Genomic DNA, 21,297 nt, shown 5'->3' on the forward strand with positions numbered 1-21,297 from the left:
CAGCGGCGGTTGTGATTGAACCGAGAGGCCGCGGCGTACTGGATTCCCCGCCTTCGCGGGGAATGACAGCGGAGCTTGTGGAACAGCGGAGTTTGGGGAGAGGGCTTCGCGCAACAACCGCGCCCTGCCCGATCCTATCAAAATGCTCCTGTTTCGCCCGACGTGTCAAACGCCCGGGCAATCGGCATAGGTCCGCCTAGCTACCCGCATAAGCCATTGATCCGGCTAACGCCGGCTACTGTGCATGGGGTTGTTTTCGCAGTTTTTGTTGCAGGCGGCCTCACGCCGCCTGCGACACCACGCGATTGCGGCCGTCGTGCTTGGCGCGGTAGAGCGCGGTGTCGGCGCGCTTGAGGACGTCGGCGACCGCCTCGCCCTTCTGCTCCAACGTGGTGAGGCCGATCGAGATCGTGACCTCGATGCGCTTGGTGCCCTTGTGGACGGCGAACGGCTCGCCCGCGATCGAGCGGCGCAGGCGCTCGGCGACCATGCCGGCGACGTGGAGATCGGTCTCCGGCATCACGATGACGAACTCCTCGCCGCCGTAGCGGCAGGCCAAGTCGATGCCGCGGATCGACTTGCGCACGCGCACCGCGAACTCGCGCAGCACGTCGTCGCCGGCGTCGTGGCCGTAATTGTCGTTGATCGACTTGAAATAGTCGATGTCCAGAATCATCAACGCCAGGGGCTTGCCGCGGGTCGAGGCTTGGTCAGCGAGCGTCGCCAGATGGCTCTCCATGTAGCGGCGATTGTGCAGGCCGGTGAGCGCATCCGTGATCGCCATCTCGATCGAGTTCTGCACGTTGTCGCGCAAATGATCGGTGTAACGGCGGCGGCGGATCTGCGTGCGGGCGCGCGCCAGCAGCTCGGTCTTGTCGATGGGACGCAGCAGGTAGTCGTTGACGCCGATCTCGAGGCCGCGAAGCAGCCGGGTCGAGTTCTCGGGGTCCGCGATCGCCAGGATCGGCACGTGGCGCGTGCGCTCCAGCGAGCGCGCCTGGCTGCACAGCCGCAGCCCGTCGAAATTGTTGAGGTCGAGCGAGACGATCAGCAGGTCGTAATTGCCCTCGGCGGCGTGGAACAGCGCTTCGGTCGGGTTCGGCTCGACGTCGATGGTGTGCTCCGCGGCGAGGATCGTCGCCAGCCGCTCATAGGAGGACTGACGGTCGTCGACCAGCAGAATGCGGCCGCCCCGGCCGGTGTCGGCCACGGCGCTGCGTTCGGGCGCCTGCATGCCGATCTCGAGCGAGGTGATGGCGCGCATGCGCAGCTCATCGGTCATCATCTTCAGCCGCGTCAGCGAGCGCACGCGCGCGATCAGCACGACGTCGGAGACAGGCTTTGTCAGGAAATCATCGGCGCCGGCTTCCAGCCCGCGATTGCGGTCGGCGGGGCTGTCGAGCGCGGTGACCATCACGACGGGGATGTGGTGCGTCGCCGGATCGGTCTTGAGACGGCGGCAGACTTCAAAGCCGTCCATGTCGGGCATCATCACGTCGAGCAGGATGATGTCGCATTCGGCGCGGCTGGCCAGCGCCAGCGCCTCGGTGCCGTTCGAGGCGGTCATCACGTCGAAATATTCGGCGGACAGGCGAGCTTCGAGGAGTTTGACGTTGGCGGGAACGTCATCGACAACCAGGATACGCGCGGACACTTTGAACTCACTTCCTATCCGATAAAACGCCGGACCGTCTCAATGAATTTGCCGACCGAGATCGGCTTGGACAAATAGGCCTCGCAGCCGCCCTCGCGGATGCGCTCTTCGTCGCCCTTCATCGCGAACGCCGTGACCGCGACGACGGGAATGGCGCGCAGCTCCGGATCGTCCTTGATCCAGCGCGTGACCTCGAGCCCCGAGACCTGCGGCAATTGGATATCCATCAGCACGAGGTCGGGCCGCATCTTGCGAACGAGGTCGAGCGCCTCGTAGCCGTTGCTGGTGCCGGAGGTCTGGTAACCGTGTGCCTCCAACAGGTCGCGGAAGAGCTTCATGTTGAGCTCGTTGTCTTCCACGATCAGGACGGTCTTAGCCATCCCGCCCTCCTGATTGGCACGAAGCCCTATACATGTGACGCCTCAGGCGCCGCTCGCCGGCGCTTCGAAAACTGGATTCAAACTAGCCTCAGATTCGCTTGAGTTTCGTTAAACTCGAGGGCCGACTTTCTGCGATGTGGTTTCCGGTTGCTTGTCGGCGGTCTTGAGACTCGGGCATGATGGTTTCAAAGTAGACACCGAAAGTTAACGGAAAGGCAAACCGAACCCTTGAAAAAGCCTGTTCACAACCCTCGCGAAGTCGCTGAAATCGTTGCGATTCAGGCGCTCTCCTTCGTGGCCGGCGATCCGGAGCGGCTTGGCCTGTTCCTGGCTGAGACAGGCGTCGGTCCTGAGACCCTGCGCAATGCCGCCTCGGACCCGAATTTCCTCCTCAGCGTGCTCGATTTCGTGATGCGCGATGACGCCACCGTGAAGGCCTTTGCCTCGACCGCGGAGCTGCATCCGACCAACGTTGCTGCGGCGCGGCAGGTGCTGGGCGACGCGCTCGGCGACCCCTCCTGGGAGCGCGACGTGCCGTGACCGTCCCCGATACGGCCGGACCCCGCTGCTTCTGCCGGGATTGTCTGGCCGATCTGGATATGGGCGTGCGGCGCTGCTCCGCCTGCGGTTCCCCTCGCCTCGTCCGCCACCGCGAGCTCGCAGGCCTGACCATCGCCCATATCGACTGCGACGCCTTTTATGCGACGGTCGAGAAGCGCGACAACCCTGATATCGCCGACAAGCCCGTCATCATCGGCGGCGGCAAGCGCGGTGTGGTGTCGGCCGCCTGCTACATCGCGCGGACCTATGGCGTGCGCTCGGCCATGCCGATGTATAGGGCGCTCGAGGCCTGCCCGCATGCGACCGTGATTCCGCCCGACATGGCCAAGTACGTCCGTGTCGGCCGCGAGGTGCGCCAGGCCATGCAGGCGCTGACGCCGCTGGTCGAGCCGCTCTCGATCGACGAGGCCTTTCTCGATCTCTCCGGCACCGAGCGGGTGCACGGCATGGTTCCGGCCAAGGTGCTCGCGCGGTTCGCGCGCAACATCGAGCACGACATCGGCATCTCCGTCTCGGTCGGCCTGTCCTGCAATAAGTTCCTGGCCAAGATCGCCTCCGACCTCGACAAGCCGCGCGGCTTTGCCGCGCTCGACCAGGAGGAGGCACGTTCGATGCTGGCGGAGAAGCCGGTCGGCTTCATCTTCGGCGTCGGCCCGGCCACGCAGGAGCGCCTGGTGCAGCGCGGCTTCCGCATCATCGCCGACCTGCAAAAGGCCGACGAGATCGAGATGATGCGGCAGTTTCCGAGCGACGGCCGCAGGCTGTGGCGGCTCGCCCGCGGCATCGACGACCGCCGCGTCGAGCCCGATCGGGGCGCCAAGACGATTTCGAGCGAAACCACCTTCGAGACCGACATCCGCGATTTCGCGACGCTCGAGAAGATCCTTTGGCGGCTCTGCGAGAAGACGTCGTCGCGGCTCAAGAGCAGCGAGCTTGCCGGCTCGACCGTCACGCTGAAACTGAAGACTGCCGATTTCCGCCAGCGCACCCGCTCGCAGTCGATCGCAGGCCCGACGCAGCTTGCCGCCAAGATCTTCTCGATCTGCCGCGAGATGCTGGCGAAGGAGATCGACGGCACCGCCTTCCGCCTGATGGGCGCCGGCGTCAGCGCGCTGCGCGAAGGCTCGCCTGCCGACGACACCGATATGCTTGACCGCCGTGCTGCGCATGCCGAGCGCGCGGTGGACAGTCTGCGCAAGAAGTTCGGCAACTCCGCCGTCATTCGCGGCATCGCGTATGATGGCCCTGAAGCAGGACAGCAGGAATGATCGAGTCCTGCTCAATTCAGTCGCGTTCGAAGATCCGTGCACCCGGATAGACACGCCTAGCATACTGAATGACCAACTGCCGATCCTGACTCGCCAGGAACGGCGTTCGGATCTGACAAGATCCGACGATGAGGTGCCACAGGCCGTTGAGCTTTCCAATCATGACGTTCATTTGAGCTTCCTCGCAGTGACCCGAGTAGACTCAAATTGTAAGAATCTCCGGCCGTCGCTCAATTGTACCAGCGTAAGGTCAGCGTATGAGAAGGATTGGAAGAGATATACAAAGGTATGTTGGCGAGGCCCTGTCAGGTTCCGGCGTCGATGGGTTTCGCAAGGGCTGTACGCATCCGAACGCGCTGAGAGGCTGACCATCGTGACAGGCGAACGCGACCTCGACGCGCTGTTGAGAAACATGAAGCCGGAGCTGCTGGACGGCACCTTCGTGTTTTGCACGATCCCACCCAACGAGCCCGTTCCCGCAGCGGTCAACCCGCTGCTGACGTTTCGCGAGCAGGAAGGAACCACGCTGGTGATCCTGCGCGAAGAAGCCGAGGCGTCAGGCTTACGCTACGCGTTCGCCTCGCGCCTGATCACCCTGACGGTACACTCCGCGCTCGATGCGGTGGGCTTCCTGGCTGCGGTCACGGCCCGCCTGGCCGAAGCCGGCATCAGCGTGAATGCGGTGTCGGCCTTCCACCACGATCATCTTTTCGTACTTGCTGACGGGGCCGATGAAGCGATGGCTGTTTTGCGAGCTATGTCCGCAGCAAAGTAGGATGGGTAGAGCGAAGCGAAACCCATCGAGCTCTTCCCGCGCAACAAGGTGATGGGTTTCGCTTCGCTCTACCCATCCCACGGTCGTTTCAATCCGCGACCGCCACCGCCTCGATCTCGATCAGCCATTCCGGCGCGGCGAGCGCGGAGACGCCGACGAGGGTGCTGGCCGGCGGCTCCATGCCCTCGAAGAAGGCCGAGCGGGCCTTGCCGATGATCGGGCGCAGCTCCGGCTTGTAGTTCACGACGAAGGTCGTGATCTTGACGATGTTGGCGTAGGTCGCACCGGCCGCCTTCAGCGCATGGCCGAGATTCTGCATCACCTGCGTCGTCTGCGCGGCAATATCGCCCTCGCCGACGATCCGCCCTTCCTCGTCCACCGACACCTGGCCGGAGATGTAGATGGTGCGCGCACCGGAAGCGGTGACGACGTGGGAATAGGCCGGATTGTGATGCAGGCCGCTGGGGCGGAGATGGTCGAGCTTGGGCATGGTGCTTGCCTCCCGGGTTTGTGGTTGGGAGGAAGCGTAGCCGGAGAGCGAGCGGAGGGCTAGTCTCGCCCCTCAATTGCAGGGCTTGCTGTCCTTCGCGTCGAACTTGCCCATCGCGCCGGAAATCACGAAATCGTTGTAATCGAGCACGAGCTGGCGCGAAACGCCGTTTTCGTAGAGCTCGAACGCCATCGCGTAGACCGGCGTCTGCTCGCCTTCCTTCTGCTGGGACTCGCGGTCGAAATAGCTGACGGTAACCGGCCAGCGCTTGAGCGACTTCATGTGCTCGTCCGTGGTCGATGCATCGGGCGAAGCAGTGCGGTCGGCGGGAATCGGCTGACCGATCACGGTCAGCGTGTTGTAGACCTTCTGGCCGTCGTCGGAGCCGTCATAGACCGACAGCTCGAGCAACGACTTGCCGTCCTTGGCGGCGGCAATGATGCGCTGGATCTGCTCGGTCGGGAACACGATCTTGCCGTCGAGCGTGAAATTCTTCGGCGCTGGCAGCTTCAGCTTGACGTTGATATGGTCGCCGTCGCGCTCGGCCGAACCGTCGACCCGGCCGGCATCGGCCTCGTTCATCCGCGTCTCGATCTTGAAGCGGTAGCTTTTTCCCGCGGCGTCCTCCCAGGAGTTGGAGCGGAGGTCGCTCAGCGTGATCTTGCCCTCGCCGCTGTCGAGCTCGGAGACCTGGCGGAATTCGGAGGTGTAGCCCTCGCACGAACTCCCCGTGAAATTGTAGAGGATGCGGCCGCGCGCGCTGTTGATCGAATTGGAGCGCGATTTGACGAGGCTGAGGTCATAGAGCGCCTGGTGCGCAAGGAACGGACCGCTGGCCGCCTGCGCTCCACCGCCTGCACCGAAAGCAGCCGCCGCGAGCGCCATCACACCAAGCGAAGTCCGGAAAAGGTGCACCATGTGTCATCCTTGGGGAAAGCGCAGATTCGACATTTTAATGACCGTTCCATTGCGTCGCAACTGAGGCCGTTTCACGTAAAGTTGCGGCCCCCGCCTTGAACCTGCTGCCTGGCCACAACAAAATGCAGTCGCTCCGGTTGCTTGCATGTGACGGCACGATGGGCGAAACAGGGCGCGCCCGGCCTCCAAATGGACGCAGCCGGGCGGATGAAATTTGGACAACGAGGTCGAACATGGCGGGCACGGTCGAGCAGAAACTGGCGGAACAGGGCATCAAGCTGCACGAGGCCCCTACCCCTGTCGCCAATTACGTGCCGTTCGTGCGCACCGGTAACCTGCTGTTCGTCTCCGGCCAGGTCTGTTTCGACCCCGCCGGCAAGCTGATCGCCAAGGGTAAGCTCGGTGCCGGCGTTTCGATCGAGGACGGTGCCGCGGCGGCGCGCGGCTGCGCCGTCAACCTGCTGGCCCAGGTCAAGGCGGCGCTCGGCGACCTCGACAAGGTCGTACGCGTGGTGCGCCTCGGCGGCTTCATCAACTCGGCGCCCGACTTCCTGGACGGGCCGAAGGTGCTCAACGGCGCCTCCGACCTGATGGTTGCCGCCTTCGGTGACAAGGGCCGCCATGCCCGCACCACCGTCGGCGTCGCCTCGCTGCCCGCGGACGCGGCGGTCGAGGTTGAAGGCGTGTTCGAGGTCGCCTGACACGGAGCTGACGGCGTTGCGCGCTCCTGATTGGCTGACAGCCCGGCCGGTCGCCCATCGCGGCCTGCATGACATTTCCCGTGGCATCGTTGAGAACATGCCGGGGGCGGTGCAGGCTGCGATCGCAGGCAATTTCTCGATCGAGGTCGACATCCAGCTCTCCGCCGACGGCGAGGCCATGGTGCACCATGACCACGCGCTCGGCCGTCTCTCCGAGGCCACCGGCGAGGTGGTTGCGAAGACCGCGGCCGAGCTGAAGGCGGTCAAGTTCAAGGACACGAACGAGCGGATGATGTCGCTGTCCGACCTCTGCGCCATGGTCGCAGGCCGCGTGCCGCTGGTGATCGAGGTGAAGAGCCATTTTGGCGGCGACCGCAAGCTGGTGAAGCGGATGGCGGAGGTGCTGGCGTCCTATGACGGGCGTGCGGTCGGCATGTCCTTCGATCCCGACCAGGTGCTGGCGCTGCGTGAGCTGTTGCCCTCCCGCCCCCGCGGCATCGTCGCCCAGCGGACCTATGAAGACGAGTATTGGGCGAAGCTGACGCAGGCGCAGCGCGACAGCATGCTGTACCTGCGCCATGGCTTTCAGACCCAGCCGCATTTCGTCGCCTTCAAGGTCGACCACCTGCCGGCCCCGGCCCCCTGGATCGCCCGCAACGTCCTCGGCTGCGCCCTGCTCGGCTGGACCGTGCGCACTCCGGAGCAGCGGACGCGGGTCGGGCAATATGCGGATCAGATGATCTTTGAGGGGTTCGTCCCGTAGGGCTTGCGCACGCCCGCTCTCGTGTCCCGGACGCGCTGCAACGCGCAGCGTTGCTGTGCGGAGCCGGGACCCAGAAGGCGGCACGCTATGCGGAGAGATGGGCCCCGGCTCTGCATCGCACCGCTGCGCGCTGCGATGCGTCCGGGGCACGAGAGAGCTCGGTTCCCGCCTCTTGAAGTCGCTGCTGCAATGCACGATCTTGGGCACGATGGCATCATCTGAAATCACACTCGAGGCTGTACCCTCGATTGGCGAGGTATCTGCCGAGGATTGGGACGCATGTGCCAATCCCGACAAGGCTTGCAACGGGCATGGCGCGGGAACTTCATCCGGGCTTCCAGGCGATTCCCTCGGCCTCTCAAAACCCGCTTATAACCCGTTCGTCTCGCACGCGTTTTTATCCGCAATTGAGAAATCGGGTTCAGCAACCATTCGCACCGGCTGGGGGCCGCGGCATCTGGTGGCCAAGGTCGATGGCCGCGTCGCCGGGGTCGTGCCCTGCTATCTGAAATCGCATTCCCAAGGCGAGTACGTCTTCGACCGCGGCTGGGCGGACGCCTATGAGCGCGCCGGTGGACGGTACTATCCGAAGCTCCAGGTCTCGGTTCCCTTCACCCCGGCCACAGGGCCCCGGCTGCTGGTCCGCGACGGCGTTGATCGCGAGCGCATCGCTGAAGCGCTGGCGAGCGGGCTGGTGGCGCTGTGCGGCGTCAGCAAGGCCTCCTCGGTGCACGTCACCTTCGCGCGTGAGGCGGAGTGGAAACGGCTCGCCGGGCACGGCTTCCTCCAGCGCACCGATCAGCAGTTCCACTGGCATAACGAAGGATTTGCGACCTTCGACGATTTCCTCACCACGCTCAATTCGCGCCACCGCAAATCGATCAAGCGCGAGCGGCGCGATGCGCTTGCCACCGGCATCACCATCCACTGGCTCACCGGCAGCGACATCACCGAGGATGCCTGGGACGCCTTCTTCGAATTCTACATGGAGACCGGGTCGCGCAAATGGGGCCGGCCTTATCTCACGCGCGAATTCTTCTCGCTGATCGGCGAGACCATGAGCCAGGACGTGCTGCTGGTGATGGCCCGCCGCAACGGCCGCTGGATCGCGGGCGCGATCAACTTCATCGGCTCGGATACGCTGTTCGGCCGCAACTGGGGCGCGGTCGAGCATCATCCGTTCCTGCATTTCGAGGTCTGCTACTATCAGGCGATCGATTTCGCGATCAAACACGGCCTCGACAACGTCGAGGCCGGCGCACAGGGCGAGCACAAGATCGCGCGCGGCTACCTGCCGCGGACGACCCATTCCGCCCACTTCATCGCCGATCCCGGCCTGCGCCGCGCCATCGACGATTACCTCAAGCGCGAGCGCGCCTATGTCGCCGAGGCCGGACGGGAGCTGGCCGAGCTCGGCCCGTTCCGCAAAGGCGTCGACGAGGCGCCTTGACGGTTTGCCACGGCTGATGACAGTAAGCGCAAAATTCGAGGAGCCGCCGCCATGACCGCCTACGACCCCAACAACATCTTCGCGAAGATCCTGCGCGGCGAGTTTTCCTGCCACAAGGTCTATGAGGACGAGCATGTGTTTGCCTTCCTCGACATCATGCCGCGGGTATCGGGCCATACGCTGGTGATCCCGAAGGCCCCTGCCCGCAACATCCTCGACATCAAGTCTGACGACTACGCCCACGTCGCCCGCGGCGCGCACAAGATCGCGGCCGCTGCGATGAAGGCGTTCGAGGCCGACGGCATCACCGTGCAGCAGTTCAACGAGCCCGCCGGCGGCCAGGTGGTGTTTCATCTCCACATGCACGTGATGCCGCGCCACGACGGCGTGGCCATGCTGCCGCCCGCCAGCCGCAAGGAAGACGTCAAGGTCCTGGAAGAGAATGCGGCCAAGCTGATCGCGGCGCTGAAGGCGGGATAGCGCCAGATACACTCCGTCATTGCGAGCGCAGCGAAGCAATCCAGACTGCCTCCGCGGAAACAGTCTGGATTGCTTCGTCGCAAGAGTTCCTCGCAATGACGAGGTCAGGGCGGCGCGCCCCTCACTCCGTCTGAAAATCCCCTGCCTGCGGGGCGGCCAGCGGCGTGAATTCGCAACGATCTGGCTTGATGTCGATCAGCGGCGTGTTGTCGATGCAGTCGAGCCCGCGCACCAGAATGGCATTGCCCTCGATGCCGACGAGCTTGACGATCGAGGTGCCGATCGGGTTGGGCCGGACCGGTGAGCGCAGCGAAAACGTGCCGCGGGTCTTCTCGTTGTTCTTCGGGCTTTGCAGGACGATGTCGCGGCGCGACTTGTCGAGCCAGTAGAGCACTTCGAGATTGCTGTAGAAATCGACGCCCTTGATGGCCGGCACGAACGGCTCGAAGATCTCGAGGCGGCACACCGGGCCGTCCTGACGCCCCTGTCGCGGCGTCTCCATCCGCGAGGTCCAGGGCGTGCGGATGCGGCCGATGAAGACGAGGCCGGCATCCTCCGTCGACGGCAGCTCGATGGCGACCTCGCCCTCGCGGAGCTCGTTTTCGCGAACCATATTTCCAGTTCCTTGCTGTTCGCCGGTGGTTTTAGCCTAACCACCACTTTCCGGCCAGCATGAAGACTTCGCCTGTCACCACGCCTGCGAAGATCGAGCGGCGGGTCAGCAGGAAGGCGACGAGGCCTGCGCCGACCGCGCCATAGCGCAAGACGTCCGGCACGCTGGCGAGCGCCCCCGGCGGCTCCACCACGATCTGGGCGATGACGCCGGCCAGGATGGCGGTGGCGACCGCCCTCACCCAGACCAGCAGCTCCGAGCCCTCGTCGATGCCGCCGCCAAACCACAGGCCCAGCATGCGCCATATCTGGTTGGGAACAACACCCGCAACGAACAGCACGACGAGTGCGTGCCAGTCGCCGATGAGCTGCGCAAAGCTCATGCGCGCACCTCCCGCCACCAATGCACGCCGTAAGCGATCGTGCCGGCCACCAAACCGCTGACGAGAATGTCGAGCCCGGAGTTCATCTTCGCGGCCAGCGGATAGAGCAGAACCCCGAGCGTCAGCGCGACGACGTCGGCGACCTCGCGACTGTTGCGCGCGGTCGAGAACAGGAACGACAGCGGCGTCAGCATCAGGATCGCGGCGCCGAGCGTCTGCGTCAGGTTGGCGGCAAGGAAATAGCCGACCGTGTTGGCGGTGAGACACACGGAGACCAGACCAAAACCAAGTCCGTTGACGAAGGCGATGCGCCGCTCGCGCGGCACCTGCGGCAGGAAGCGATGGCATTCGACCCACAGTGTCACCGCAGTAAGATGCGCGGCGAAGAACAGCTCGCGCCGCTTGGTCGTCGGCGTGCGCATCAGGGGCAGCACCGAGACCACCATCGGAAACAGCCGGATCGCGCTGACGGTGACCGCGATCGCCGATTGGATGATGGTCGCGCCGGAGCCGAGCGTGGTGATCAGAATGATCTGCGCGGGGCCCGCCCAGACGAACAGCGTCGAGCAGAGCGCCCAGAGCAGGCTGAAATGGGTGTCATGGGCGAGCGCGCCGATGCCGAGATAGGTCGCGAACAGGACGAGCGTGAGGATCGTCTGCGTGATCGAACGCAGTCCCCACGCAAACGCGCGCCAGGAACTTTGCCATTGAGGGGAATCGAGCGGAGGAAGCGCCACGGGAGTCTTTGGCCGGATTGCGGAATCGTGCCCGCATAACGGGCAATGCCGTGGCTGGCGTCAAGGAAGCGCGCGGCGGGGCTGGCATGCGCGCGCGGGCAGACGCGCCTACCCGCTCACACCCCGGTTCTTCAGCACGAAGCAGGCACCGCCGGCCTTGCGGATGCGGTTGCACAGATCATCCGCCTCGCTGCGCGTGTCCGCGCCGATGCGTACCTGGTAGAACGCGCGCGTACCGCGGCTGCGCATCACCGAGCTTAGCAGGCTCGGATCGCGCTCGCCGATCACCGCGGTCAGCCGCGTGACGGCGCGGGAATACATCGCCAGCGCCCTGTTGCGGTCGAAGCCGGCAGCAAGCTGTACGCCCCAGACCTTTGCGGCGGCGAGCTCCACATGCTGCTCGAGCTCGGCGACGAAGGCATTCGGCGCGCGCTTCAGAAGCGCCATGAGATCGCGGCAGCTCGTCGGCGGCGAACTCGGCGGTCCCTTGCCGGTCGCTCCTGCCTTGGCCCACGCGTCAACGCTCGTGCCGGTGATGGCATAGACGTAGTTGCGGGTCTGCTCCGGCATGCCGCCGGTGCCGGCGAGCCATTCCTGCACCCGGCGCGGCCCGGCGTTATAGGCGGCTGCGGCCAAGCCGAGATTGCCGAACTGGTTGCGCAGCTCGTTCAAGAACTCCGCCGACTTCGGCAGCGCCTGCACCGGGTTGAAGGGATTGAGCAGCCCGCGCTCGCTCGCGGTGCCCGGCATGAACTGCGCGATCCCCTGCGCATGCTCGCCGCTGCGCGTCATCGGCCCCACGGCATCGGCCTGGAATCGGCTTTCCTGCCAGATCACGCGGGCGAAGAATTCCAGCGGCAGATTGGCATCCCGTGCGGCGGCCTCGACGATCAGGCAGATCGATTCCCGCGTATCGCTCTCGCGCGCAGCGGCCGGATTCGCCGGCGGCATCGCAAGCTCCTCGACGCTGGGGACAGCAATATTGGTCTTCGCGGGCGAACTGTCCCACGCCGCCACCCGTGTCGCCGAGACGAGCAGTGCGGCGATGATGAGTGATGCAGTTCGCGTCAGCCGTGCCCAAGCATCGCTGTGGCGTGCTCCGGCGCGGCATGCAACAAGATGATCTGCCATGTTGTGGCATCGTGCCATGGTTCGACGAGTTGCCAATATATGCTGTTTGACCCGCTTCTCCCAATGCGCTGCCCCGCCCAGGGGATCCGCGCGATCCTCGTCCTCGTAGCCCTCGTCCTGTCCGCCGCGCCCGCCATGGCGCAAGTCAACTGGCGGATGACCACGGAATATCCGCAAAACAACATTTCCGGGATCGGGCTCACCAGTTTCGCCGATCGCGTCGCGGCGCGCACAAACGGTTTCGTGACCGTAGCTAACGCTTTCGACAACGAGCTCAAGATCAACTCGGGCGAAATGCCGCGCGCCGCGCTGGATGGTCGCATCGCCGGCGGCGACGCCTTCGCGGGCGCGCTTTCGGGCCTCGACCCGGTGCTCGGATTGTCCACCCTGCCCTTTCTGTGCAGTCCGTCGACCTCGCCCGCGCCACCAATCTGCGGGCGCGCCCGCTCTACGAGAAGGCGCTCGCGGCGCGCGGCCTGAAGCTGCTCTACGTCACGATCTGGCCGGCCACGGGCCTCTGGTCGGACCATGCGCTGGAAGGCGCCGACGCCCTGCCGAGACTGAATTTGCGGGCCTACGACGTCAACTCCGGCGAGGTCATGCGCGCAGCGGGCGCGAATGCACAGTTCCTGCCGATGGACGCGGCACTCGCTGGCCTCAGGGAGCACCGGCTGAATGCGTTCCTGACCTCCGGCGACGGCGGCGCGGGACGCAAGCTCTGGGACTTCCTGCCCTACTTCACAGCGATCAACTACGCGATGCCGGTCTCGATCGCCTTCGTCCGCAGCGACGCATTTGCCGAACTGTCCGAGCCGGTGCAGCGCGAGGTCCTGGCCGCGGCCACCGAGACCGAGCAAAGCCAATTCGCGCTATTGACCCATCGCACCATCGAAAACTATGCGCGCATGCGCGACAACGGCGTCCGCATCGCCGAGCCGGCGCCGGCGTCCCTCGTTGCCGCGCTCCGGAAAGCGGCAACGCCCGCGATCACCACCTGGGAGACGCAGGCAGGCGCCGATGCCGCGGCGATCGTCGAATGGACAAGACAGCAATAGAGCGAGCCGTGGCGGCCGCGGGCATGCCACTGCGGTGCTGCGTTGAAATGTCCGCCAGTCCCGCCCTTCACTCGCTTCGGTCCTATGCCGAGGCCGGCTTTTCTGCGCTGATTGCGCGGTCCAGGGCATCGATCAGCGTTTGAAGCTCGACAAACTTGTTCCGTGCTCGCTCGGCATTGTCGCGATCAAAAGGAGCGGCCAGCACCTTCGCATGCGTGTCTCTGTCCTCGATCATGCGATCGCGGGCCTTCTTCAATATGTCCAGTCGCTCGTTCATCTGTGCCTCTCCGCCAATATCTGCTCGACCACGATCAGGCCTCAGTCGAAACCAGCCGGAAGCTCGCCCTTTCGGAAGAACACCGTAGGCTCATCGTCATAGTCACCCATTTCGGGATCGCCGCTGGACGAGAACGCGACGACGCCGAGTTTGCTCAAGGCCAGTCTCTCCGCCGTGCGCAGCGCGCCGCTTTCCGACTTGCAGACGATGGGAGAGTCGGCCTTCAGATTTCCACCCTTGCCGGCGTTGAACGCCTGCACCACGTAGGTTGTTTCGCGGACCATGACGGCACCTCTGACCTGTTGACACACGGAGTTGACGTCAACGACCGCGACAACCGCGCTCAGCCGCGCATCGCTTCGATGAGCGCGGAAATCCTGATCGTTGCAAAGCTGGAGAAGGTGTCCGACACGGCATATGGCAGGATGATCTGATCATTGTGCCTCATCGCACCGCAGGTATAGACGACATTGGGGACATACCCTTCGCGTTCGGACGGTTCAGGCCGCAACAGCGGCTCGGCCGAGCGAGCCAGCACCCTGGACGGGTCGCGCTTGTCGAGCAGCGCCGCTCCGATCGAGTATTTCCGGATCGGGCCGACACCGTGCGTCAGCAGCAGCCAACCTTCGTCAAGTTCGATGGGTGCCCCGCAATTGCCGATCTGGACGAACTCCCAGGGAAATTGCGGTTTCAAAAGCACCCGGCCGCCCTCCCATGTGTAGAGGTCGTCCGAATAGACCAGATACAGGTTCTCATTGTCCTGTCGCGCGATCATGGCATAGCGGCCGTCGATCTTGCGTGGGAACAGCGCCATGCCCTTGTTGTGTGCCGCAGCCCCCCGCAAAGGCGTTAGCCGAAACGACATGAAGTCGCTGGTCTCGATCAATTCAGACCGGATCGCACGTCCGCTATAGGCCGTATAGGTCGCGTAGTAGATCGCCCGATCACCGTCGTTGAATTTGACGAAGCGCGCATCCTCGATGCCGTTAGATTGGGATTCGGTCACGGGAAAGATGACCCGCTCGCTGAGGTCTTCCTCGGGCCTGAACACCAGTTCCACACGGTCGCCGTCCGATCCGGATACGCGATGGCTGATCCGGGGGACCGAGGCAAGGCGCGCCGTCGGATCGACGGCCAGGCTTCCGTCAGCCGCAATCGTTCCGGTTCGAAACGTCAGTGACGACACATGCCCCTCGCCGATGGCCCGGAGGCTGACGATGAATCGCGAACCTCCGTTCGGTGCTCCCGATTGATCGGGATGCGGGACGATGCTGGGGTTGAACAAGGCAGAGGCTTCGAACGAATATTCACTGAGAAAATAGGCACCAATCAGCTGGCGCTGCGTCTTCGAGAAGACGCCATGCGTGGCGAAAGCGTCCTCCATTTCATCCGCTCGGGTCTCGAACCGCTCCAGGAGGTTACGATGTCGCCCCTGGAAATTGTCGAGCACATCCGCAAGCTGAACTGCAACGGCCTCCGAACTGAGCGCAAGAACCCGGTCGACGATATGATTTGCACGCATCTTGTCGGTCGGGTTCAGGTCGCGGGGTTCGGTTGCCGGCTTGAAGGGCCGCACGATGACCCGCGCTGGATCGGGGCGCAGATTAAGCCCCTGCCGGTTCAGGAAAGAAGCTTGTGACACGGTATCCTCGGCGTGCTGAATGAAAAGATGAAGTTCAGGCGCTCACGGCGCGCAAGGCTGTGGGCCTCGTCAAGCTCGGGTTGACGCGCGCAAGCTGGCGCATCTCAGCAAGCCCGAGGAGATAGCAAACAACGGACTCGCCCCCGCGGTTTTCGTTGGCGCGATCAGCGTGCAAACCATCCCGGCAACTGCCAGTGAGCGGATCGACCAGCGCCACTGAGAGATCGTTGCTGCCCAGGAACCAGGCGAAGGCCCGAGTTGCCATGGCTTTCCATTCGGCATCGCCGTCGGCACGCCACGCGGCTAGGCAGGCGGCGATCGTTGCCGTTGCCTCCACGGGCTGCTGATCAAATGCACGGGGATGTTGCCGCCGCTCGCCGAAGCCGGCGGTGCCGACCGGCCGGAAATGCCCTGCCGCGGTCGTCTGCTGCGTCATGAGCCAGCGCAGAGACCTCAATCCGGCATCGAGATATTGGGGCGCCTGCGTCGCCATGCCTGTGAGGATCAACGCCTGCGGCAGCCGCGCGTTGTCGTAGGCCAGCCCTTCCTCGAACCACACCCAGTCCGACGTCTCGACCGACGCCAGACACGCCATCAACCTGCCGGCAAGGGAATGCCGGACGTCCCTGGCGTGGAGATCGTCCGGAGCCACAGCGCAATAGGCGTCCAAGCCCAGCAGCATGAATGCCCATGCGCGGGGCGAACGAAAGCTCGCCGCGATCGACAATGCCTGGGCGAACAAAGCAGCGGCCCACAGGCGCCGGGACGGGCTCGCGTCTCTGCGTGCAGCCTCGCCCAAAGCCCATAGCGTCCGCCCGTGACTGTCTTCCGACCCTCTGTCCTCAAGCCAGGTTCGATTGAACCCCATGAAGTTGCGAAATTGCCCGGTGTCGGGATTCCAGGCGTGCTGCACGAATGCCGCAAACCGGCTCGTTAGGATTTCCGACAGCGGCTGTTCGCCTGGACCATTGAGGGCGCAGGCCAGCAGCAGCGCTCGGGCATTGTCGTCGACGCAATAGCCGTGCGCGCGATCCGGCACCGAATGGACCGCATGCTGGAACAGGCCGACATCATCGCACATCGACAGGAAATGGCCGATCTGCATATCGGGCGATGCGGGGCTACGTGGCTCCGGCACATTCATCTCCGAGCACGCGAAGAGTTTAAGCCGATGGCCTTGCCGTACATTCTCGAAGACGGACACGTAGCGCTCGGCCACCCGTTCCCATGTCATCATCCGGCTCGCCGCATAGGCGCGCCGCGACATCGCCTGCCGGCGGGCGTCGTCGGTCAGCAGGCCTGCGATCTCGTTGCCGATCGCCGCGGCGTCGCTGAAAGGCACCAGCACGCCGCACCCGTCGGCAAGCAGCTCGCGGGCGTGCCAGTAAGGCGTCGAGACAACCGGCTTCCCCAATCCGAAGCTGTAGGCCAGGGTTCCCGAGGTCATCTGGGCCTCGTTGAGATAGGGCGTGACATAGACGTCGCACATCGAGATGAATTCGAGCAGCGTGGCGAGATCCGCGAACCGGTCGAAGAACACCACGTGGTCGTCAATTCCGAGTTCGCGCACCCGCGCCATCAGGCTCTCGCGATAGGCCTCGCCCTGGTTTCGGACCAGGTTGGGGTGCGTTGCGCCAAGCACGACATACACCGCATTCGCGCAGCGCTTCAGAATCGACGGCATGGCGTCGATCATGATTTCGATGCCCTTGTTCGGTGACAACAGGCCGAATGTCAGGATGACCGATTTTTGCTCAAATCCAAGCTTGGCCTTCGCTGCATCGGGCTCGACGAAGGCGACATCCGGAATGCCGTGGGCGATGACCTCGATCTTGTCGTCGGCCACCCGGTAGACGTCGCGCAGCAGTTCGCGGCCCTTATTGGCCATCACCACGACCTTCGACGACGCCTCGACGATGCGCTCCATGACCGTCCGCTGCGCAGGTGTCGGATCGGCGAGCACGGTATGGAACGTCGTCACCACCGGCATGGCAAGGCGGGACAACAGCACGAGGATATGGGCCCCGGCCTCACCACCGAAAATCCCGAACTCGTGCTGCAAACACACGGCATCGAACCGGCCGGCATTGAGGAAATCCGCGGCCCGCATGTAGTCTTCGATATTGCCGTCCTTGATCTGGAACGCGACCGCCGGGGGGTAATCATAGGCTTGACCGCGATCGGTCATTGCCACGATGCAGGTCTCCAGATCCTGGCGCGAAATCGATATCGCGTTCTTCAGGTCGGTCGTATAGGTCGCAATTCCGCATCGTCGAGGCAGCGAGTTGCCGATCACGGCGATACGGCGGAGCGGCGTCATGTCGGCACCTCTATGATTTCGCTTGATGTCGGAGCGTGCACGGCGGGCGGACGCGCCGGCGAATTCTGTCGTCCGTCACCTCTGCCACGCGCTGCTTGATTGCAAACCTCAACAGCCGCGACAGATATTCTTCAGCTTCGCTGCGGTTCTGGCCTCTTCCGCAATGAACGGGTCCTTGTAGGCAGCCCGCGCTGCGTCTTGTTCGGCAGCAGTGGGTTGCTTCGCTTTCGGCGGAAACGCGGCGTCGTAACAGGCAAGCCGTCCGCTCGTGCTCTCGATTGCGCGGCAGTCCGGCTCTTTGGCGACTGCACTTTGCACGAATGTGCCAAGCGCCAATGCGACAATAAGCATTTTCATACGGGTATCGTTCCTCGCGGAGGATCCGGGCGCGCCGTTTGACGCCCCTGCGCTCCTCATACCTCGAACTGGTCGAACTCGTCAGACAGCAGAACCCGGCCCTGCGGCGTGCATATCCGCACGTCGACATAGCCTTCCTGCAACAGCTCCCTCGCCTTCTTCAGAGCGGCGGCCGTCGTGGTGCGGGCCAGGCTGACGTAGCCGCTTTGATCGCGTCCGCTCACCAGATATTGGAGCGGCGTCCTATCCATGCAGAAGAGCCGCAGCGGCCACCAGGAGCAACAGAAACAGCGGGACGATCACCGGCGGCACGATCCAGTCGGCCAGATTAAAGCGAGGCATGCGCGCTCCTCCTCGTTCGGCGGGAGCGCTAGTGACCCTCAGTCACCGATGGATGCCATGGGAAGGGCGGTGATCGCAGGACCCTACGCTTATGCCCTGCCAATAGCGAGCTTTAAAACGTCGCGCGACGCGGCGGCGTTGCCTTGAGCAGCCGCGTCGTTTAGGTCATCAAACAACGGCGGTATCAACACGGGCACGACTGGCATGGCTACAATCTTCTTCGATCTCGACGGCACGCTGACCAACCCGAAGCCCGGGATCACCCGCTCGATCCAATACGCGCTGGAGCGGCTCGACCTTGCCGTGCCGAGCGAGGACGAGCTGACCTGGTGCATCGGGCCGCCCCTGCACGCCAGCCTGAAGAAGCTCACCGGAAGCGACGAGCTCGCCGACCGTGCGCTACTGCTTTATCGCGAGCGATTTGCCGATATCGGCCTGTTCGAGAACGAGGCCTATGCCGGCATCATCGACACGCTGACGACGATCGCCGCAACCAGCCAGCGTATGTTCGTCGCCACCAGCAAGCCCGCGGTCTACGCCACCCGCATCGTCGATCATTTCGGCCTGAAACCGTATTTCGAGCGCGTGTTCGGCTCCGAGCTCGACGGCACGCGTGTCGACAAGCGCGACCTGCTGCGCTATGCGCTCGACGAAACCAAGGTCGATCCCGGCAGCGCGATCATGATCGGCGACCGCAGCCACGACGTGATCGGCGCCCGCACCAACGGCATGACCGCGATCGGCGTGCTCTATGGTTACGGCAGCGAGGCCGAGCTGCGGGATGCCGGCGCACATCACATCTGCGCCGCGCATCCCGAACTGCTCGGCCACTGCGCAGCCTAGGCGCTGACGGTCTCGACCGCCGCCAGCATACCGGTCTTCGAATGGCAGTTCAGATATTCGAAGAACTGCTCGTCCGCGGCGGCCACCGTGACCTCGTGATAGAGCCGTAGCTTTGCCGACGGCCCGAGCGTCGACAGGTATTTCATCGCCGCGCCGAATATCTTGACGTGGGTCGGATGCGACTCCGCCCAGCGCTCAAGTGCGGCGAGGCTCTTCCACCAGCTCTGGCCGTAAGACTTTTCGCTCACGCTGCCGTCGGCGGAGAGCACCTGCATGTAGCGGTTGGCGTAGCAGCCGATGGCTAGCCCGTCGTCGCGCAGGAAATCCATGCCCTCGCGTAGCACCGGCTCGACATCGTCGAGATAGAGCTTGCGCTCCGACGCCTCCGTATCGCTCCAGTCCTGCCCGGAGCGGATCAGGCAGAGATTGTCGTGCGCCTTCACGCGCAGCCGCGCGCCGTCGCGGATCAATTCCGGCGCGCCGCCCGGCGTCATCGGATCGGTCTGCGACAGCGGAATGCGATCGCGCATGCCGCCCCAATAGGCGTGCTCCTGCACCTCGCCGCTCATGCCGTCGGCGATTGCGGCCACGCCCTCGGGCCGGTCCAGCGAGGAGAACAGCGTCTCGTGCCGGGCGACCGTGGGACGCAGCACCTCGATGAAGGTGCCGATGCCCTCGCGCGCCTTCACAGTCCACGCCTCGCGTGCCGGCGCGAACCATGCGTCGAAGCGCGCGACGTCGTCCCAATAGGCAACCGACACGACGGTCTCATAACCGGCGCGGTCGACGTAGCGGGCGCGGTCCCAATGCGAAGGCCCGCCCTCGGCAGCAAACCGCGCCGCGATCTCGGCGAGTGCCGCCGTCGCAGCCGCCGGCGCCGCGCCGCGATACTGCACACCGAAATAGGCCATCATGACGCGGCTTACGGCGGGCTTGTAGCGCGCCACGAACGACGGATATGGCGGCTGGTAATCGTCCGGCACGCGCCTGTGGCGCGTGCGCTGGGTCTCGAGATGCAGAGGAATTGCGGATTCCATGATCGTTCCCTCCCCTTGATCCCGGCGATCAGTTCGCCGCCGCCGCGATGTCCGTGGGCTCAATGGTGTCCACCGGCAACGCGAACTGCTCGACGCGCTGGTATCGCTTCTTGTTGAGCAGGAGCCGCGTCACATCGGGCCGCGAATAATGCCCGGCGGGATCGGCAGCGTTCTTGGCAACACCGATGGCACCGAGATCGATCTCGGCAATCAGCAGCCCTTCCTGGTCCGGCGCCAGCTTGTCGCCGATCTGGCTGCCGTCGGGGCCGTAGATCGCGGCGAATCCGCCGCCGACATGCAGCAACGCATTCTTGTCCGGGCGGTCGCAGAGCTCATCGATCATGGCCTGCGAGACCGTCGCGCATGGCGCGAGCACGAAGCAGGAGCCTTCCACCGCATAGACGCGCGAGGCGGCATTGTTGACCTCGGCGCCGAGTGCCGGCGCAAAGGGATCGTAGAGCGAGAAGCTCGGCCAGGCCGCGACATGCACCTGCTCGTTCTGGGCGTACATCGCGTATTTCGACAGTGGCTGGAGATGCTCCCAGCAGCACAATGCGCCGATGCGGCCGATGTCCGATCTTGCGTGCACGGCGAGATCGCTGCCGTCACCCTCGCCATAGACCGTGCGCTCGGCATGGGTTGGCCGCAGCTTGCGGCGCTTTGCGATGGTCTCGCCGTCCGGCCCGATCAGCCATTGCGCCAGATAGAGACTGCCGCCGTCGCGCTCGGACAGGCCGAGCACGGCGGTGAGCTTTGCCTTGCGTACGGCGTCGCGCAGCCGCTCGGCCTGCGGACTGTCATAGGACAGCGAGTTGTCGAAGTAGCGCTGCACGAAGCCGCGGCCGATCGCCCAGGCCGGCGAGTCCATCCAGATATGCCAGGGGTAGCCGGGGATGAAGGCCTCTGGAAAGGCGATCAGCTTGGCGCCCTTCTCGGCCGCGTCCCTGATCAGCGCGATCGACTTGTCGATCGAGGCGTCGAGATCCAGCCAGGCGGGCGCCGCCTGCACCACCGCGACCTTGTATTTCGGATGTTCGATGCCCATTCCCGCCTCCATTGCCGGTTGATCGGAAGCCACGTCCGATGCAGTCTATTTGGCCAAGCCACCCGGCCGGGCGCTC

General features: G+C 64.4%; 25 protein-coding genes and 1 pseudogene. 9 read left to right on the forward strand and 17 right to left on the reverse strand.

Going from position 1 to position 21,297, the window contains the following annotated elements; translation table 11 throughout:
- Positions 1 to 280: 280 nt before the first annotated feature.
- Complete coding sequence (locus AB7245_RS26295) at positions 281 to 1,654, reverse strand: PleD family two-component system response regulator (RefSeq protein ID WP_028150565.1); 1,374 nt, start codon at positions 1,652 to 1,654, stop codon at positions 281 to 283.
- A gap of 14 nt (positions 1,655 to 1,668) precedes the next feature.
- A complete protein-coding gene (locus AB7245_RS26300; RefSeq protein WP_008566616.1) occupies positions 1,669 to 2,034 on the reverse strand; it encodes a response regulator in 366 nt (121 codons plus the stop codon).
- Positions 2,035 to 2,262: 228 nt separating this feature from the next.
- Here AB7245_RS26300 and AB7245_RS26305 point away from each other — a divergent pair, with 228 nt between their 5' ends.
- Together AB7245_RS26305 and AB7245_RS26310 are read left to right on the forward strand one after the other, a co-directional pair.
- A complete protein-coding gene (locus AB7245_RS26305) occupies positions 2,263 to 2,574 on the forward strand; it encodes a DUF3572 domain-containing protein (protein WP_028150563.1) in 312 nt (103 codons plus the stop codon).
- Positions 2,571 to 3,863, forward strand: a complete 1,293-nt coding sequence (locus tag AB7245_RS26310; RefSeq protein WP_085405558.1) for a DNA polymerase IV — start codon at positions 2,571 to 2,573, stop codon at positions 3,861 to 3,863. The genes AB7245_RS26305 and AB7245_RS26310 overlap by 4 nt, the downstream gene beginning before the upstream one ends.
- Positions 3,864 to 3,879: 16 nt before the next feature.
- Here AB7245_RS26310 and AB7245_RS26315 read toward each other — a convergent pair whose 3' ends face one another.
- Positions 3,880 to 4,035, reverse strand: coding sequence for a hypothetical protein (locus tag AB7245_RS26315; RefSeq protein ID WP_166097113.1), 156 nt, complete (start codon positions 4,033 to 4,035; stop codon positions 3,880 to 3,882).
- 201 nt (positions 4,036 to 4,236) lie between these two features.
- Here AB7245_RS26315 and AB7245_RS26320 point away from each other — a divergent pair, with 201 nt between their 5' ends.
- The gene (locus AB7245_RS26320; protein ID WP_085405557.1) at positions 4,237 to 4,638 is read left to right on the forward strand and encodes an ACT domain-containing protein; all 402 of its coding nucleotides are present in this window, start codon (positions 4,237 to 4,239) and stop codon (positions 4,636 to 4,638) included.
- 88 nt (positions 4,639 to 4,726) lie between these two features.
- Here the strand turns inward: AB7245_RS26320 and AB7245_RS26325 are convergent, their stop codons facing one another.
- Both AB7245_RS26325 and AB7245_RS26330 read right to left on the reverse strand, forming a co-directional pair.
- On the reverse strand, positions 4,727 to 5,128 hold the full coding sequence (locus tag AB7245_RS26325) for a RidA family protein (protein WP_014494674.1): 402 nt from the start codon (positions 5,126 to 5,128) through the stop codon (positions 4,727 to 4,729).
- 72 nt (positions 5,129 to 5,200) lie between these two features.
- Positions 5,201 to 6,046 (reverse strand): cell envelope integrity EipB family protein, encoded by an 846-nt coding sequence (locus AB7245_RS26330; RefSeq protein ID WP_085405556.1) that lies wholly within the window; start codon positions 6,044 to 6,046, stop codon positions 5,201 to 5,203.
- Between the two features lie 233 nt (positions 6,047 to 6,279).
- Between AB7245_RS26330 and AB7245_RS26335 the strand changes: the two genes are divergently transcribed.
- From AB7245_RS26335 to AB7245_RS26350, 4 genes are all read left to right on the forward strand, one after another.
- Positions 6,280 to 6,747 (forward strand): RidA family protein, encoded by a 468-nt coding sequence (locus AB7245_RS26335; RefSeq protein WP_014494672.1) that lies wholly within the window; start codon positions 6,280 to 6,282, stop codon positions 6,745 to 6,747.
- Between the two features lie 16 nt (positions 6,748 to 6,763).
- Positions 6,764 to 7,510 carry a glycerophosphodiester phosphodiesterase gene (locus AB7245_RS26340; RefSeq protein ID WP_085405555.1) on the forward strand — a complete coding sequence of 249 codons (747 nt, stop codon included), beginning with the start codon at positions 6,764 to 6,766 and terminating at the stop codon, positions 7,508 to 7,510.
- Positions 7,511 to 7,718: 208 nt separating this feature from the next.
- Positions 7,719 to 8,960: a GNAT family N-acetyltransferase gene (locus tag AB7245_RS26345; RefSeq protein WP_085405583.1), complete on the forward strand. Its 1,242-nt coding sequence runs from the start codon at positions 7,719 to 7,721 to the stop codon at positions 8,958 to 8,960.
- 51 nt (positions 8,961 to 9,011) lie between these two features.
- A complete protein-coding gene (locus AB7245_RS26350; RefSeq protein WP_085405554.1) occupies positions 9,012 to 9,440 on the forward strand; it encodes an HIT domain-containing protein in 429 nt (142 codons plus the stop codon).
- A 121-nt stretch (positions 9,441 to 9,561) separates the two neighbouring features.
- Here the strand turns inward: AB7245_RS26350 and tsaA are convergent, their stop codons facing one another.
- The 4 genes from tsaA to AB7245_RS26370 all read right to left on the reverse strand — a co-directional run bounded on the left by tsaA (position 9,562) and on the right by AB7245_RS26370 (position 12,303).
- Positions 9,562 to 10,053: a tRNA (N6-threonylcarbamoyladenosine(37)-N6)-methyltransferase TrmO gene (gene tsaA / locus AB7245_RS26355; RefSeq protein ID WP_014494668.1), complete on the reverse strand. Its 492-nt coding sequence runs from the start codon at positions 10,051 to 10,053 to the stop codon at positions 9,562 to 9,564.
- 31 nt (positions 10,054 to 10,084) lie between these two features.
- The gene (locus AB7245_RS26360; RefSeq protein WP_063982782.1) at positions 10,085 to 10,435 is read right to left on the reverse strand and encodes an AzlD domain-containing protein; all 351 of its coding nucleotides are present in this window, start codon (positions 10,433 to 10,435) and stop codon (positions 10,085 to 10,087) included.
- Entirely contained in the window at positions 10,432 to 11,172 is a 741-nt protein-coding gene (locus AB7245_RS26365) for an AzlC family ABC transporter permease (protein ID WP_063982781.1), read from the reverse strand. The genes AB7245_RS26360 and AB7245_RS26365 overlap by 4 nt, the downstream gene beginning before the upstream one ends.
- A 108-nt stretch (positions 11,173 to 11,280) precedes the next feature.
- Positions 11,281 to 12,303: a lytic transglycosylase domain-containing protein gene (locus AB7245_RS26370; RefSeq protein ID WP_245344281.1), complete on the reverse strand. Its 1,023-nt coding sequence runs from the start codon at positions 12,301 to 12,303 to the stop codon at positions 11,281 to 11,283.
- 39 nt (positions 12,304 to 12,342) lie between these two features.
- Here AB7245_RS26370 and AB7245_RS26375 point away from each other — a divergent pair.
- A pseudogene (locus AB7245_RS26375) lies at positions 12,343 to 13,358 on the forward strand (TRAP transporter substrate-binding protein).
- Positions 13,359 to 13,440: 82 nt separating this feature from the next.
- Here AB7245_RS26375 and AB7245_RS26380 read toward each other — a convergent pair.
- From AB7245_RS26380 to AB7245_RS26405, 6 genes are all read right to left on the reverse strand, one after another.
- Positions 13,441 to 13,635: a hypothetical protein gene (locus tag AB7245_RS26380; protein WP_063982779.1), complete on the reverse strand. Its 195-nt coding sequence runs from the start codon at positions 13,633 to 13,635 to the stop codon at positions 13,441 to 13,443.
- 41 nt (positions 13,636 to 13,676) lie between these two features.
- Positions 13,677 to 13,919, reverse strand: coding sequence for a hypothetical protein (locus AB7245_RS26385; protein WP_063982778.1), 243 nt, complete (start codon positions 13,917 to 13,919; stop codon positions 13,677 to 13,679).
- A 59-nt stretch (positions 13,920 to 13,978) separates the two neighbouring features.
- On the reverse strand, positions 13,979 to 15,277 hold the full coding sequence (locus tag AB7245_RS26390; protein ID WP_085405552.1) for a glycoside hydrolase family 130 protein: 1,299 nt from the start codon (positions 15,275 to 15,277) through the stop codon (positions 13,979 to 13,981).
- A 34-nt stretch (positions 15,278 to 15,311) separates the two neighbouring features.
- A complete protein-coding gene (locus AB7245_RS26395; protein ID WP_354115479.1) occupies positions 15,312 to 17,597 on the reverse strand; it encodes a glycosyltransferase family 4 protein in 2,286 nt (761 codons plus the stop codon).
- Between the two features lie 108 nt (positions 17,598 to 17,705).
- Positions 17,706 to 17,954 (reverse strand): type VI secretion system-associated protein TagO, encoded by a 249-nt coding sequence (locus tag AB7245_RS26400; protein ID WP_071913045.1) that lies wholly within the window; start codon positions 17,952 to 17,954, stop codon positions 17,706 to 17,708.
- Between the two features lie 56 nt (positions 17,955 to 18,010).
- Positions 18,011 to 18,205 carry a hypothetical protein gene (locus AB7245_RS26405; protein WP_085405550.1) on the reverse strand — a complete coding sequence of 65 codons (195 nt, stop codon included), beginning with the start codon at positions 18,203 to 18,205 and terminating at the stop codon, positions 18,011 to 18,013.
- 295 nt (positions 18,206 to 18,500) lie between these two features.
- Between AB7245_RS26405 and AB7245_RS26410 the strand changes: the two genes are divergently transcribed.
- Positions 18,501 to 19,139 carry an HAD family hydrolase gene (locus tag AB7245_RS26410; protein WP_085405549.1) on the forward strand — a complete coding sequence of 213 codons (639 nt, stop codon included), beginning with the start codon at positions 18,501 to 18,503 and terminating at the stop codon, positions 19,137 to 19,139.
- On the opposite strand, the gene AB7245_RS26415 is transcribed toward AB7245_RS26410, so the two are convergent.
- Together AB7245_RS26415 and AB7245_RS26420 are read right to left on the reverse strand one after the other, a co-directional pair.
- Positions 19,136 to 20,176 (reverse strand): phenylacetaldoxime dehydratase family protein, encoded by a 1,041-nt coding sequence (locus tag AB7245_RS26415; RefSeq protein WP_085405548.1) that lies wholly within the window; start codon positions 20,174 to 20,176, stop codon positions 19,136 to 19,138. The genes AB7245_RS26410 and AB7245_RS26415 overlap by 4 nt on opposite strands.
- 28 nt (positions 20,177 to 20,204) lie before the next feature.
- Positions 20,205 to 21,221 (reverse strand): carbon-nitrogen hydrolase family protein, encoded by a 1,017-nt coding sequence (locus AB7245_RS26420; protein WP_085405547.1) that lies wholly within the window; start codon positions 21,219 to 21,221, stop codon positions 20,205 to 20,207.
- Between the last annotated feature and the right edge of the window lie 76 nt (positions 21,222 to 21,297).

It is taken from the genome of Bradyrhizobium sp. 604_D8_N2_3, from assembly GCF_051810765.1.
Classification (GTDB): Bacteria; Pseudomonadota; Alphaproteobacteria; order Rhizobiales; family Xanthobacteraceae; genus Bradyrhizobium; species Bradyrhizobium barranii.